The sequence below is a fragment of the Streptomyces glaucosporus genome, assembly GCF_039533345.1.
In the GTDB taxonomy this organism is placed as follows: domain Bacteria; phylum Actinomycetota; class Actinomycetes; order Streptomycetales; family Streptomycetaceae; genus Streptomyces; species Streptomyces glaucosporus.
Genome location: NZ_BAAATJ010000006.1, coordinates 190,994 through 205,459 on the forward strand (window position 1 = coordinate 190,994; position 14,466 = coordinate 205,459).

General features: G+C 72.6%; 10 protein-coding genes and 1 tRNA gene. 8 read left to right on the forward strand and 3 right to left on the reverse strand.

All coding sequences use genetic code 11. The features are described from left to right. Window positions 1-7: 7 nt before the first annotated feature. From ABD358_RS10030 to ABD358_RS10055, 6 genes are all read left to right on the forward strand, one after another. Window positions 8-1,012, forward strand: a complete 1,005-nt coding sequence (locus ABD358_RS10030; RefSeq protein WP_425576289.1) for a carbohydrate ABC transporter permease — start codon at window positions 8-10, stop codon at window positions 1,010-1,012. Next, window positions 1,009-1,890, forward strand: a complete 882-nt coding sequence (locus ABD358_RS10035; RefSeq protein ID WP_344630537.1) for a carbohydrate ABC transporter permease — start codon at window positions 1,009-1,011, stop codon at window positions 1,888-1,890. The genes ABD358_RS10030 and ABD358_RS10035 overlap by 4 nt, the downstream gene beginning before the upstream one ends. Window positions 1,891-1,900: 10 nt before the next feature. Beyond that, a complete protein-coding gene (locus tag ABD358_RS10040; protein ID WP_344630538.1) occupies window positions 1,901-2,563 on the forward strand; it encodes a hypothetical protein in 663 nt (220 codons plus the stop codon). A gap of 120 nt (window positions 2,564-2,683) precedes the next feature. Next, complete coding sequence (locus tag ABD358_RS10045; protein ID WP_344630539.1) at window positions 2,684-5,440, forward strand: exo-rhamnogalacturonan lyase family protein; 2,757 nt, start codon at window positions 2,684-2,686, stop codon at window positions 5,438-5,440. 305 nt (window positions 5,441-5,745) lie between these two features. Next, a complete protein-coding gene (locus ABD358_RS10050; RefSeq protein WP_344630540.1) occupies window positions 5,746-6,225 on the forward strand; it encodes an SRPBCC family protein in 480 nt (159 codons plus the stop codon). A 78-nt stretch (window positions 6,226-6,303) separates the two neighbouring features. Then, a tRNA-Val gene (locus tag ABD358_RS10055) sits at window positions 6,304-6,375 on the forward strand. A gap of 62 nt (window positions 6,376-6,437) precedes the next feature. Here ABD358_RS10055 and ABD358_RS10060 read toward each other — a convergent pair. Further along, the gene (locus tag ABD358_RS10060) at window positions 6,438-7,163 is read right to left on the reverse strand and encodes a 3'-5' exonuclease (RefSeq protein ID WP_344630541.1); all 726 of its coding nucleotides are present in this window, start codon (window positions 7,161-7,163) and stop codon (window positions 6,438-6,440) included. 210 nt (window positions 7,164-7,373) lie between these two features. On the opposite strand from ABD358_RS10060, the gene thrS reads away from it, so the two are divergent. Further along, window positions 7,374-9,353 carry a threonine--tRNA ligase gene (thrS, locus tag ABD358_RS10065; RefSeq protein ID WP_344630542.1) on the forward strand — a complete coding sequence of 660 codons (1,980 nt, stop codon included), beginning with the start codon at window positions 7,374-7,376 and terminating at the stop codon, window positions 9,351-9,353. 109 nt (window positions 9,354-9,462) lie between these two features. Beyond that, window positions 9,463-10,023 carry an HIT family protein gene (locus ABD358_RS10070; protein WP_344630543.1) on the forward strand — a complete coding sequence of 187 codons (561 nt, stop codon included), beginning with the start codon at window positions 9,463-9,465 and terminating at the stop codon, window positions 10,021-10,023. A 92-nt stretch (window positions 10,024-10,115) separates the two neighbouring features. On the opposite strand, the gene ABD358_RS10075 is transcribed toward ABD358_RS10070, so the two are convergent. Together ABD358_RS10075 and ABD358_RS10080 are read right to left on the reverse strand one after the other, a co-directional pair. Continuing rightward, window positions 10,116-11,780: a hypothetical protein gene (locus tag ABD358_RS10075; protein ID WP_344630544.1), complete on the reverse strand. Its 1,665-nt coding sequence runs from the start codon at window positions 11,778-11,780 to the stop codon at window positions 10,116-10,118. Window positions 11,781-11,911: 131 nt separating this feature from the next. Then, on the reverse strand, window positions 11,912-14,164 hold the full coding sequence (locus ABD358_RS10080) for an elongation factor G-like protein EF-G2 (protein ID WP_344630545.1): 2,253 nt from the start codon (window positions 14,162-14,164) through the stop codon (window positions 11,912-11,914). Window positions 14,165-14,466: the final 302 nt, after the last annotated feature.

Genomic DNA, 14,466 nt, shown 5'->3' on the forward strand with positions numbered 1-14,466 from the left:
AAGCTCCGTGACAAGCACCGACATCTCCGCCCCGGCCGTGGACGGCGAGGAGCGGGGCACCCGGAAGACCGGGCGTCCCGCGCCGTCCCCCGCGCCCGCCGCCACCGCGCGGCGGCGGGCCCGCCGGGAGACCCTGGCCGGCTACCTGTTCCTCTCCCCGTGGTGCATCGGCATCCTGCTGCTCACCCTGGGGCCCATGCTCGTCTCGCTCTACCTGGCGTTCACCGACTACAACCTCTTCGACTCGCCCCGCTGGGTCGGTCTGCGGAACTTCTCCGAAATGTTCTCCGACGACCGCTGGTGGCAGTCGGTGAAGGTCACCGGGGTGTTCGTGCTGATCGCCACCCCGCTCAAGCTCGCCGTCGCCCTCGGCGTGGCGATGCTGCTGGCCAGGCCCCGCAAGGGACAGGGGTTCTACCGCTCGGCGTTCTACGCTCCCTCGCTGATCGGGGCGAGCGTGAGCATCGGCATCGTCTGGCGGGCCCTGTTCCAGGACGACGCGGTGGTGGACCGGTCCCTGAGCCTGTTCGGCTGGTCCGGCGGCGGCTGGATCGGCGACCCCGACTGGTCGATGCCCACCCTGATCGTCCTGTCCGCCTGGCAGTTCGGCGCACCGATGGTCATCTTCCTGGCCGGGCTCAAGCAGGTGCCGCGCGAACTGTACGAGGCGGCCGAGGTGGACGGAGCCGGCGCCTGGCGGCGGTTCCGCTCCATCACCCTGCCCATGATCTCCCCGGTGGTCTTCTTCAACCTCCTGCTGGAGATCATCCACTCCTTCCAGATCTTCACCTCCGCGCTCGTGATCGCCGGCCCCGGCGGCGGACGCGCGGGCGGCCCCGGCGACTCGCTGCTCGTCTACACCTGGTACCTGTACGAGCAGGGCTTCTCCAACCTGCGCATGGGCTACGCCTCCGCCATGGCGTGGATGCTGCTGGCCGGGATCGCCGTGGTGACCGCCGTGCTGTTCTGGTCCCAGCGCCGCTGGGTGCACTACGAGGAGGGAGGCCGATGAGCGCCCCCGCCGGAACCGTCCGTCCCGCCCGCGCCGCCGCGCCGGGGAACCGGCTGAAGTCGGTCCTGTGGCACGCCGTCGCCCTGGCCGTACTGGGCGTCGTGCTCTACCCGGTGATCTGGGTGATCGGCGCCTCCCTCAAACCGGGCGACGAGATCGTGGGCAGCCTCGAACTGCTGCCCACCGACCCGATCACCGACAACTACGAGCGGCTCGCCGACGGCATCGCGGGCATCGGCATCGAGACCTTCTTCGTCAACTCCCTGGTCGTGGCGGTGGGGTCGGTGATCGGGGTGCTGTTCTCCTGCTCCCTGGCCGCCTACGCCTTCGCCCGCATCCGCTTCGCGGGCCGCAACCTGCTGTTCACGCTGATGATCGGCACCCTGCTGCTGCCCGTCCACGTCCTGCTGGTGCCGCAGTACGTGCTGTTCCAGAAGATGGAGCTGGTCAACACCTACGTGCCGCTGCTGCTGGGCAAGTTCCTCGCGGTGGACGCCTTCTTCGTCTTCCTGATGGTGCAGTTCATGCGGAACCTGCCCAAGGAACTGGACGAGGCGGCCCGCATCGACGGCTGCGGGCACTGGCGGATCTACTGGACCATCGTGCTGCCGCTGAGCCGCCCCGCGCTGATCACCAGCGCCATCTTCAGCTTCATCTGGGCCTGGAACGACTTCCTCGGACCGCTGATCTACCTCAACGAGCCCGAGAAGTACACCGTCTCGCTCGGTCTGAAGATGTTCATGGACCAGGACAGCCTCGCCGACTACGGGGGGATGGTGGCCATGTCGATGGCGGCCCTGCTGCCGGTGCTGCTGTTCTTCCTCGCCTTCCAGCGCCACCTCGTCGAGGGCGCGGCCACCTCCGGGCTCAAGGGATGAGGACGGGACGATGACCACGGGAACCGAGGCACACGCCGGGCGCCCCGCCGGCACGGGGACCGCGGACGGGACGGCCCCGGCCGCGGACCCCGCGGGACGCGGTCCCCTGGCGAACCGGTTCGCCCTCTTCGCCGAGTGCCTGCTCGCCGGTGTCTGGCTGCTGGTCGCCGCGCTGCCGCTGGTCACCGCGCTGCCCGCGTTCGCCGCGGCCTGCGGGCACCTGCGGCGGTACCTGGACGCCGAGCAGGCCGGCCTGCGGGAGTTCGGCGCCGATCTGCGGAGGGCCCTCCGTGAGGGCCTGCGGTTCTCGCTGCTGTGGTGGGCGGCCCTGGTGCTGCTCGCCTTCGACCTGCGGGTGGTCTCCTCCGGGATCCTGCCGGGCGGCCCGGCGGCGGCCGCGGTCGGCGCCGTCACGGCCGCCTGTGCGGTGGCCGTGGTGGTCACGGGGCTGCGCACGGCCGCCGCCCGGCGTCCCGGTGAGGACTGGCTGCGCACCGCCCGCCCGGCCGTGCGCCGTGCCTGGCGCACCGACCCGGGCGGCTCGCTCCTGCTCGCCGGAGGACTGGCCGTCGTGGCCGTCGCCACCTGGATGCTGCCGCCGCTGATCGCCCCGGCGCTCGGCGCCCTGGCCGCCTGCGCGGTGGCCGTCGAGCGGCGGTCCACCGGCCGCTGATCCGGTCTCCCGGCTTCCGTTCCCCTTCCCCCACGCCGTACCCTGCCGGCCCCCACGGGCCGGCAGGGTACGGGCGACACCTTTCTCTGTCATGCACTTGACATACGAATAGGAGTGTCCATGTCACCGATCCCCCGGCGCAGCGTTCTCCAGGCGGCAGCCGTCGCCGGCGCGTCCGCCCAGGCGTCCTGGCTGCTCGGCGGTGCCCCCGCCCACGCGGCCCACACCACCGCGGCCACCGCGGGCCCCAAAGGAACGGGCGGCCCGGTGAAGATCACCTGGCTGGAGGACGGCGGCCTCGGCGAAGCCCCCGGCAACACCTTCGGCGTGCCCTGGCCCAAGGGCGAGATCAAGGCCGGCACCGACTTCTCGCTCGCCACCGCCGACGGCGAGCAGGTCCCCGTCCAGACCTGGACCACCGCCTACTGGCCCGACGGCACCGTCAAGTGGACCGCGCACGCCGTCGGCCCCGAGGCCGGGAACGCCCCCTCCTACCGGCTCACCCCCGGCGCCGCCCCGGCCGCCCCCGCCAGGACCGTCACCGTCGGCCGCAAGGGCGGCGCCGTCGAGGTGGACACCGGCGCCATCACCGTCCGCATCGGCAAGGACGGCAAGTCCCTGGTGAAGTCCGTCCGCAGGGGCGACACCGAGATCGCCAGGGACGGCCGCCTCGTCCTCCTCCGCCAGGGGGAGATCGACGACGGCGACCAGGGCTCGCAGAAGTGGGAGCGCTTCGACGGCGACATCGAGAAGGTCACCGTCGAACAGGACGGCCCCGTAAGGGCGGTGGTCCGCATCGACGGCAGACACCGCAAGGGGAACCGCGGCTGGCTGCCGTTCGGCATCCGCCTGTACTTCCACGCGGGCGCCGAGTCCTTCCGGATGCTCCACACCGTCACCTACGACGGGAACGAGCACAAGGACTTCATCCGCGGCCTCGGCGTGCGCTTCACCGTCCCCCTGCGCGACGAGCACTACGACCGGCACATCCGCATCGGCGGCGAGGGCAGGGGCCTGCTGTCGGAGGCCGTCAAGGGCATCACCGGCCTCCGCCGCGACCCCGGCGCCCAGGTGCGCGCCAAGCAGGTCAGGGGCGAGAGACTGCCCGACCCCGCCACCTGGGACCAGCGCGTCACCAGCCGGCTGCAGTACATCCCCACCTGGGGCGACTACACCCTCAGCCAGCTCTCCGCCGACGGCTTCACCGTCCGCAAGCGCACCAAACCCGGCCACGGCTGGATCCCCGCGGGCGGCGGACGCCGGGCCTCGGGCTTCGGCTACGTCGGCGGCGTCAGCGGCGGACTCTCCTTCGGACTGCGCGACTTCTGGCGCAAGCACCCCGCCCAGCTCGACATCCGCGGCGCCGCCGGCGACGAGGCCGAGGTCACCCTCTGGCTCTGGTCGCCCGAGGCCCAGCCGATGGACCTGCGCTTCTACCACGACGGCCTGGGCCAGGACACCCACGCCGAACAGCTGGAAGGCCTCAACATCACCTACGAGGACTACGAGCCGGGCTTCGGCACCCCCTACGGCATCGCCCGCACCAGCGAGCTGATGTTCTGGGCCAACGCCGCCACCCCCGACGCGGAGACCCTCGCCCGCCAGGCCGAAGCCGTCCAGACCCCGCCCCAGCTCGTCGCGCCGCCCGAACACCTCGCCGCCACCGGCGTCTTCGGCGGCCTGTTCGCCCCCGTCGACCGCTCCACGCCCGCCAAGGCGAAGCTGGAGGACCACCTGGACTTCCTCTTCACCTACTACAAGGACCAGGTGGAGCAGCGCCGCTGGTACGGCTTCTGGGACTACGGCGACATCATGCACACCTACGACCCGGACCGGCACCAGTGGCGGTACGACGTCGGCGGCTACGCCTGGGACAACTCCGAACTCTCCCCGGACCTGTGGCTGTGGTACGCCTACCTGCGCTCCGGCCGCGCCGACATCTTCCGCTTCGCCGAGGCCATGACCCGCCACACCGGCGAGGTCGACGTCTACCACATCGGCAAGTGGGCCGGGCTCGGCACCCGCCACGGAGTCCAGCACTACGCCGACAGCGCCAAGCAGCAGCGCATCTCCACCGCCGTCTACCGGCGCCCGTACTACTTCCTCACCGCCGACGAGCGCTGCGGCGACCTCATGCACGCCCTCGTCGACTCCGACGAGACCTTCCTCGCCCTCGACCCCCTGCGCAAGATCCGCACCGAGCCCTACGAACCCGACCCCGGGGCGCTGGCCATCGGCCTGGGCACCGACTGGAGCGGACTGGCCGCCGCCTGGCTCACCGAGTGGGAGCGCCGCGGCCCCAAGGCGGAGAAGGCCGAGAAGAAGCTCAAGGCCACCATGCGGACCATCGCGCGGATGCCCAACGGCTTCTGCACCGGCGAGGGCCTCTACGACATCGAGACCGGGGAGTTCGCCGAGACGGGGAAGAAGGTCTCGATGAGCCACCTGAGCGCGATGTTCGGACAGGTGGAGATCTGCGCCGAGCTGATCCACATCACCGACGTCGAGGGCTTCGAGGAGGCCTGGCTCCAGTACTGCCGCCTCTACGGCGCCACCAGGGAGGAGCAGCAGGCCGAACTCGGCGGCTACGCCACCAACCTCATCCTCCAGCAGGGGCACTCCCGCCTCACCGCCTACGCGGCCTCCCGGCTGAAGGACGAGCGGGACAAGTACGCCACCCGCGCCTGGCGCGAGTTCTACACCAAGGACCAGTGGGGCTACGCCGAGTCCTCCCCCTGGAAGACGGAGAGGATCACCGGACCCATGGCCCTGGTCGAGGGCAGCGGGGCCTCCTGGGTGGACACCAACACCACGGCCCTGTACGGCCTGGCCGCCATCCAGAACCTGGCCCTGATCGGGGACCGCATCCCCGGGTGACCGGCGCGCGGCGGGGGAGGGGCCGGCCCGCGCCGGCCCCTCCCCCCGTCAGCGCGTCCGCCGCGGCCCCGCGCCGGTCTCCCGCGCCCGGTCCGGCGCCGGACCGGTGAGCGGTGGCGCGCACCGCGGACAGACCGGGCCCGGGCGCCGGCGGCGCATGGCGGGAGGCGGCCGGGGCAGTCAGTAGTGGGACGGCGGAACGTTCGGCGTGCGCGGAGCGCGGCGCGCACGGCGGGGACCGGGCACAGGCCCGCGGTGCCCGGCCGCGGCTGAGCACCGCGCTTTCGGGGGAGGGATCGGCGACCGTGGGACTGAACCACTACCGCTTCCGCAGCGTGTGGACCCTGGACGCCCCGCCGGACGCCGTCTACGCCGTCCTGGAGCGGGCCGAGGAGTACCCCGCCTGGTGGCCCCAGGTGCGCGAGGTCCACAGGCGGGACGACGGGCACACCGGGACCGCCCGCTTCCGCTCCCTCCTGCCGTACGACCTCAGGGTCGCCGTCCGGCTGGCGCTCCGCGACCCGGCGGCACGCGTCCTGGAGATCGCCATGACCGGGGACCTCGACGGCCGGGCCCGCTGGCGCCTGGCGCCGCGCGGCGGCGCGGACGGCGGCACCCGGGCCCTCTTCGAACAGGAGGTGGAGGTCCGCAGACCCCTGCTGCGGCTGCTGGCGGTGCCGGGCCGCCCCCTGTTCAGGGCCAACCACGCCCTGATGATGCGAGCCGGGCACCGGGGACTGCGCCGCCTGCTGGCGGAGCACCCGGGCGGGCACCGGCCGGGATGAGGGCCGTGCGGGAGGAGCGGTTTGGATGAAAGCCCGGCGGCCCTGTATGGTTCTCGTCGTGCCGAGGGCACAGCACCGGGGCGATTAGCTCAGCGGGAGAGCGCTTCGTTCACACCGAAGAGGTCACTGGTTCGATCCCAGTATCGCCCACCGCCCCACGAGGCCGGTTCCGTCCATCCGACGGAACCGGCCTCGTGCGTGTGGGCGCGGCCTCAGGCCGCGGCCCGGTCCCGCGGCCGCAGCGGCCACGCGGGATCGACCGCCTCGTCCGAGCCGTTGCGCGCGAACCACGCCTGGAGTCCCCGCGCCTGCGCCGCGTGCCAGACGGCCTGCAGGGTGTGGAGCTCGGCGGGGGAGAGCGACGACAGCCGCGGCGCGAAACGGCGGCCCACCTCCCGTACGACGCCCAGCGCCGCCGCGGCGTCGGCGGCGGCGTCGTGGGCCCCGTCCAGCCCCACGCCGTAGTGCCCGCACAGGGCGGTCAGCGTCCGGCGGCCCCTGCGGTAGCGGTCCAGGTGCTTGTCCAGGACCTTCGGATCGAGGACGCACAGCGGAGCGGACCCCGCCGCGCCCTCCAGCGAGGTGCCGCGGTGCCGCCGCAGCTCCCGGTCCAGCAGCGTCAGGTCGAACGGCGCGTTCATCACCACCAGCGGCCGCCCGGCGGCCCGCTGCCCGGCCAGCGCCCGGGCGATCTCCCCGAGCGCCTCCGCCGGGCGGCGCCCGTGCTCGCGCAGGTGCTCGCCGGTCAGCCCGTGCACCCCGGTGGCGGCCTCCGGCACGGGCACCCCCGGATCGACCAGCCAGCGCGTGGCCCGTACCGGCGCGCCCGGGGCGTCCTGGAGCACCAGTGCGGCCGAGACGATCCGGTCCCGCTCCGGGTCCACCCCCGTGGTCTCGGTGTCGAAGGCGGCGAGCGGTCCCTCGTACCACACCGTCATGTCCTGCTTCCCCTCCGTGCTCGTCCGGGCGTCCGTCCCGGCCGCAGTCCTCGTCGCCTCGGTGATACCGCGCCCGGCCAGGGGCCAACCCCGGCCGCTTCGCCCCGGCCGCACAACCGTTTCGCGGTCCGGGCACCGGGATCGGTACGATTCACGGTGCGCAGCGATCGCTGGCGCGCACCGAGACAGAAGAGCAGTCAGGAGAGACCGGTGACGGACGTCCGTGTGATCATCCAACGCGATTCCGAGCGGGAAGAGCGCGTGGTGACCACGGGCACCACGGCCGCCGACCTCTTCGACGGCGACCGCTCGGTCGTCGCCGCGCGCGTGGGCGGGCAGCTCAAGGACCTGGCCTACGAGCTCGCCGACGGCGACGAGGTCGAGCCGGTGGAGATCTCCAGCCCCGACGGTCTGGACATCCTGCGGCACTCCACCGCGCACGTGATGGCCCAGGCCGTGCAGGACCTCTTCCCGGAGGCCAAGCTCGGCATCGGCCCGCCCATCCGGGACGGCTTCTACTACGACTTCGACGTCGCCGAGCCGTTCACCCCGGACGACCTCAAGCGCATCGAGAAGCGGATGCAGGAGATCGTCAAGCGCGGCCAGCGCTTCTCCCGCCGGGTGACCAGCGACGAGGAGGCCCGCCAGGAGCTGGCGGGGGAGCCGTACAAGCTGGAGCTGATCGGGCTCAAGGGGAACGCCGCCGAGGCCGCCGAGGGCGCCTCCGCGGAGGTCGGCGCGGGCGAGCTGACCATCTACGACAACCTCGACGCCAAGACGGGCGAGCTGTGCTGGAAGGACCTGTGCCGCGGCCCGCACCTGCCCACCACCCGCAACATCCCCGCCTTCAAGCTGATGCGTTCGGCCGCCGCGTACTGGCGGGGCAGTGAGAAGAACCCCCAGCTCCAGCGGATCTACGGCACCGCCTGGCCGTCGAAGGACGAGCTGAAGGCGTACCTGGAGTTCCTGGCCGAGGCCGAGAAGCGCGACCACCGCAGGCTCGGCGCCGAGCTGGACCTGTTCTCCATCCCGGAGGACATCGGCTCGGGTCTGGCGGTCTTCCACCCCAGGGGCGGCATCATCCGCCGCACCATGGAGGACTACTCGCGCCGGCGGCACGAGGAGGCGGGCTACGAGTTCGTCTACACCCCGCACGCCACCAAGGGGAAGCTCTTCGAGAAGTCGGGCCACCTGGACTGGTACGCCGACGGCATGTACCCGCCCATGCAGCTCGACGAGGGCGTGGACTACTACCTCAAGCCCATGAACTGCCCCATGCACAACCTGATCTTCGGTGCGCGGGGCCGCTCGTACCGCGAACTGCCGCTGCGGCTGTTCGAGTTCGGCACCGTGTACCGCTACGAGAAGTCGGGCGTCGTCCACGGTCTGACCAGGGCGCGGGGCTTCACCCAGGACGACGCGCACATCTACTGCACCAGGGAGCAGATGGCGGACGAGCTCGACTCGCTGCTGACCTTCGTGCTGAACCTGCTGCGCGACTACGGCCTGGAGGACTTCTACCTGGAGCTGTCCACCAAGGACCCGGAGAAGTACATCGGGACGGACGAGAACTGGGCGGAGGCCACCGACACCCTGCGCCGCGCCGCGGAGAAGCAGGGGCTGGAACTGGTCATGGACCCGGGCGGGGCCGCCTTCTACGGGCCGAAGATCTCGGTGCAGGCGAAGGACGCCATCGGCCGGACCTGGCAGATGTCGACCATCCAGGTCGACTTCAACCTCCCCGAGCGGTTCGACCTGGAGTACACCGCCCCCGACGGCTCCCGGCAGCGGCCGGTGATGATCCACCGGGCGCTGTTCGGCTCCATCGAGCGGTTCTTCGCCGTCCTGCTGGAGCACTACGCGGGCGCCTTCCCGGCCTGGCTGGCCCCGGTGCAGGCGGTCGGCATCCCGATCGGCGACACCCACGTGCCCTACCTGGAGGAGTTCGCCGCGAAGGCGAAGGCCGCCGGCCTGCGGGTGGAGGTGGACTCCTCCTCGGACCGGATGCAGAAGAAGATCAGGAACGCGCAGAAGAGCAAGGTGCCGTTCATGGTCATCGCCGGTGACGACGACATGGCGGCCGGAGCGGTGAGCTTCCGCTACCGCGACGGCTCGCAGAAGAACGGCGTGCCCGTCGACGAGGCGATCGCGGAGATCGTCAAGGCCGTCGAGGACCGCGTCCAGGTCTGACGCCCCCGCCGCGGCGTGCCGCCGGGCCCCGGAGCGGGACCGCTCCGGGGCCCGGCGCGCACCGGCCCGCTCCCGCCCCCGGCGGCACGCCGCGGGCCGGTGAAGTCCTATGCTGGCCCGCATGAGCAGCGAGCCGGAACAGCAGATCGGAGTGGGGTCGCCGGACGCCTTCCAGCGCCTGTGGACGCCCCACCGGATGGCCTACATCCAGGGGGAGAACAAGCCGAGCGGCCCGGGCGCCGGTGACGGCTGCCCGTTCTGCACCATCCCGGCCAAGTCCGACGAGGACGGCCTGGTGATCGCCCGCGGCGAGCAGGTGTACGCGGTGCTCAACCTCTACCCGTACAACGGCGGCCACCTCATGGTCGTGCCCTTCCGGCACGTCGCCGACTACACCGACCTCAACGGCGCGGAGACGGCCGAGCTGGCCGACTACACCAAGCGGGCCATGAGGGCGCTGCGCGCCGCCTCCGGGGCGCAGGGATTCAACATCGGCATGAACCAGGGCGACGTGGCGGGCGCGGGCATCGCCGCCCACCTGCACCAGCACATCGTGCCCCGCTGGGGAGGCGACACCAACTTCATGCCGGTGGTGGGCCACACCAAGGTGCTGCCGCAGCTGCTGGCCGACACCCGCAGGATGCTCGCCGAGGCCTGGCCCGCCTCCTGAGGGACACCCCGCCCGGCCCCGTACGGACGGGAACGCCCCGGCCCTTCCGCGCGTGCGGAGGGGCCGGGGCGTTCCGGGTGCGCGCCGCGGGCTCAGGCGTCGTACACGTCGGCCCGCTTCGGTTCGGCGGCCTGCACCAGCCCGCTGAGCGCCCCCGAGCGGGCGCCGAAGTTCTCGGTGCTCACGCCGTTGTCCTTCAGCACCTTCAGGACCGCCGCGTGCACGGCGCGCAGCACCGGCGTGGCCGTGCGCAGGATGTCGTCGGCCATGAAGCGGTTGCTCCACGGCTTGCCGGCCCACACGTGCCGCAGCCCGAAGGGCTCGGGGAGGGTCAGCTTGCCGCCCAGGAAGTCCAGTATCGAGGGGAACCACGTCAGGGGGGCGCGTGCCGACAGTCGCACCACCTCGGGGGTGTCGATCAGCGGCAGGGTGATCTCCTTGGTCTCCCAGAACCTGACGGACTTGGAGACCGTCTTGGTCTTCGGCGACGGCTTGGTGGTGAACAGCGAGTGCACCGGACCCAGCGCGTGGCCGGTGACCTCGATGCGCAGGGTGTGGTGGAGGACGGTCACGGTGACCAGCATGGTGATCACGAGCTGGCCGTCCCACAGGACGAACTGGACGCCGAGGTAGTGGCGGTTGCCGCTGTCGAACTGCTGCTCGTTGCAGATCCGCTGGACCTCGAAGTCCTTGACCCGGTACGCGTCGACCTCCTGGCCCTCGGGTCGGGCCACCTCCGTGGCGCCCTCCCCGACGTGGGAGACGATCCAGTGCTGGACCGAGGGCTTGGGGAAACCGCCGGTGTGCAGCGGAGTGCGCTCCAGCATCCTCAGCTGGTCGTGGATGGCGCGGGCCACGTCCCAGCTCCGGAAGGGGTGGATCTCGGTGCCGGGCTCGGCGGGTGTCAGCTCCTCGGCGAGATGCCAGCTCCCCCAGCGGGTGCCCATGCCGAGGATGCCCTTGGTGCCCGCGTAGAAGGCGAAGTTGCTGCGCTGCTCGGCCGCCAGCTTGGCCAGGTTCAGCCGTATGGTCTCGGCGCCCGCGTCGCCGGGGGCGTGCGGCACGGCCTCGGGGATCTTCGCGCCGATCCCGCCGCCCGTGAGCAGCCCCTCCCAGCGGGAGCGCAGGTCCTTGGCGTAGCGCTCGCAGATCTGCTTCGCCCACAGCCAGCCGACCACCGGGGCGACCAGCATCACGCGCAGGTAGATCGCCCAGAACCCGGTGAACGGCAGCCGGATCACGAAGATCACGGCGAGGACGCCGAGCGCCGCGAGCACCACCGCGCCCAGCGCCCCCGTCCTCCTGCCCTGGGCGCCGGCCAGGGTCCGCCGCAGCTGGAAACCGCCGAGCCACAGCAGGACCCCGGGCAGGAAGAGCAGCCCGAAGATCCCCATCACGACGGTGAGCCGGGCGTCGCGCTGCCGGCGGATGCGATTGGCTGCCAGGCAGTGCTCGACCACGGTCTGCGGCTCGCAGCCGAAGGACTGGATCAGCGCCTTGCGGGCGCCGCCCAGCATCCGGACCTGGACGGCGCGGGCGAACGCCTCGCCCAGGTTCGGCTCGAAGAGCGAGAACTTCGGCGCCGACACCTTGGTCTCGGGGTTCGCCTCGACCAGGGCCGTCACCGGGCCGTCGCGGTAGGCGGCCGAGGCGAGCGCATGGGTGGCCGCGGTCTGGCCGCTGCCGGCCCCCGTCAACGGGACCTGTGCGCCGGGACTGAAGTCGTACGCGCCCTCGAGGTCGTCGAACCCCGCCAATGGTGCCCCCACTCCGTTCGCGCCGTCCGCCGACGGGCTCGTTCCCACCGTTCCCAACCGCGGCCCGCCGCACACCTGTTGAGGCGGGCCGCGCCGGTCGCCGTGCCGTTCAGCGTATCCCCATCCCGGCGTCACGCCACGCCGGTTTCGGCCTGTTCGCGCATCCTCCCCTCGACCTGCCGCGGCACCGGCTCGTGGCGGAGGTGGGAGCGGGCGAACCGGCCCGTGCCGTGCGACAGGGACCGCAGGTCCACCGCGTAGCGGCCGAGTTCCGCCGCCGGGACCTCCGCGCGGACCAGGGTGCCGCCGCCGGGAAGCTGCTCGGTGCCCACGACCCGGCCGCGCCGCCCGGACAGGTCGCTCATCACCGCGCCCACGTACTCGTCGGGCACCAGCACCCGCACCTCGTCGACCGGTTCCAGCAGGTGGATCCGCGCCTGGGAGGCCGCCTCGCGCAGGGCCAGCGCGCCGGCCGTCTGGAAGGCGGCGTCGGAGGAGTCCACCGAGTGGGCCTTGCCGTCGACGAGGGTGACCCGGACGTCCACCAGCGGGTTCCCGGTGGCCACGCCGCGCGCGGCCTGGGCCCGCACTCCCTTCTCCACCGAAGGGATGAACTGGCGCGGTACGGCGCCGCCCACCACCCTGTCGACGAACTCGATGCCGGAACCGGCCGGCAGCGGCTCCACGGTGATCTCGCAGACGGCGTACTGGCCGTGGCCGCCGGACTGCTTGACGTGCCGCCCGCGTCCGGCGGCCGGCCCGGCGAAGGTCTCGCGCAGCGCCACCCGGTGGGGCACGGTGTCGACCCGGACGCCGCAGCGGGTGCGCAGCCGCTCCAGCGTGACGTCCCGGTGCGCCTCGCCCATGCACCACAGCACCACCTGGTGGGTGTCGGGGTTCTGCTCCAGGCGCAGGGTGGGATCCTCGGCGACCAGCCGGGCCAGCCCGTGGGAGAGCTTGTCCTCGTCGGCCCTGCCGTGGGCCTCGACGGCGACCGGCAGCAGGGGGTCGGGCATCACCCAGGGCTCCATCAGCAGCGGGTCGCCCGGGTCGGAGAGGGTGTCGCCGGTCTCGGCCCGGGAGAGCCTGGAGACGCAGGCCAGGTCGCCGGCGACGGCCATGGGCAGGTGCCGCTGCTGCCTGCCGAAGGGGGAGGACAGGGCGCCGACGCGTTCGTCCTCCTCGTGGGTCTCCCGGTGCCCGGAGTCGGCCGCGGGCAGCGGGCCCTGCCCGTCCCCGGAGGGGTCCGCGCGGCGTGCCGCGCCGTGGCCGCAGACGTGCACGCCCGCGTCCGGGCGCAGGGTGCCGGAGAAGACCCGCACCAGCGAGATCCGGCCGACGTAGGGGTCGGAGGAGGTCTTGACGACCTCGGCCGCCAGCGGGCCGTCGGGGTCGCAGGCCAGCGGGGGCCTGGGACGGCCGTCGGGGGTGGTGACCGGGGGGATCTCGCGCTCGGTGGGGTCGGGGAAGGCACGGACGATCAGGTCCAGCAGCTCCACGGAGCCCAGCCCCTGCCGGGCGCCCTCCGGCGCGGGCGCGGCGGCCAGCACGGGGTGGAAGGAGCCGCGGGCGATGGCCTTCTCCAGGTCCCGGACCAGGGTCTCGGTCCCGACGGCCTCGCCGCCGAGGTAGCGGTCCATGAGGGTCTCGTCCTCGCTCCCGGCGATGACGCCCTCGATGAGCCGGTTGCGGGCCTCCCCGATCAGCGGGCGGTGCGCGGGGTCCGGGGCCCGCTCCACGTGCTCGCCGGAGGAGTAGTCGAAGACGCGCTCGGTCAGCAGCCCGATCAGCCCGGCGACCGGCTCGTGTCCGTCGCTGCGCGCCCGCCCGTGCAGGGGAAGGTACAGCGGGAGCACGGCGTCGGGGTCGTCACGGCCGAAGGTCCGGCGGCAGGTCTCGGTCATCTCGTCGAAATCGGCGCGCGATGCCTCCAGATGGGTGACGACCAGCGCGCGCGGCATGCCGACCGCCGCGCACTCCTCCCACACCAGCCGGGTCGAGCCGTCCACCCCGTCGGCGGCCGAGACGACGAAGAGGGCCGCGTCCGCGGCGCGCAGTCCCGCCCTCAGCTCTCCGACGAAGTCGGCGTAGCCCGGTGTGTCCAGCAGGTTGATCTTGACGCCGTCCCACTCCACGGGGACCAGCGACAGCTGCACCGAGCGCTGCTGCCGGTGCTCCGTCTCCTCGTAGTCGGACAGGCTGTCGCCGTCCTCCACCCGTCCCGCGCGGTTGACCGCGCCCGACGCCAGGGCCAGGGCCTCCACCAGCGTCGTCTTCCCCGAGCCGCTGTGGCCGACCAGAACCACGTTCCGGATGGAACCGGGGCGGTCGGCCACCGGTGCCCTGCCCGCGGCCCCTGCGTGTGTGCTCGTCCTGTCGCCCATGTCTCCCGCCTCCCGGGTCGCTGCCTCTGGGTCGGATGGCGGATCGCACACGATGCGCCGTCTCCGAGCTTTCCACCGGGAGCGGAGTCCGTCCATACGGGGCATATCCCAGCACTCGGTGCATACAGGGCGTTTCACAGCGCAGCGGTCGGCGCGGGACGGAACCGGCGCGGCCCCGGCCCGGTGCCGGAGGCGGCCGGAGAGGGTCCTTCGACGCCCTGGCGGCCGGAGGGCGGGGGCTGGCTACGATGGGCGCGCCGATGGCCCCCATGGCCACCGGCCCACCTCGACCCCCCGGGAAG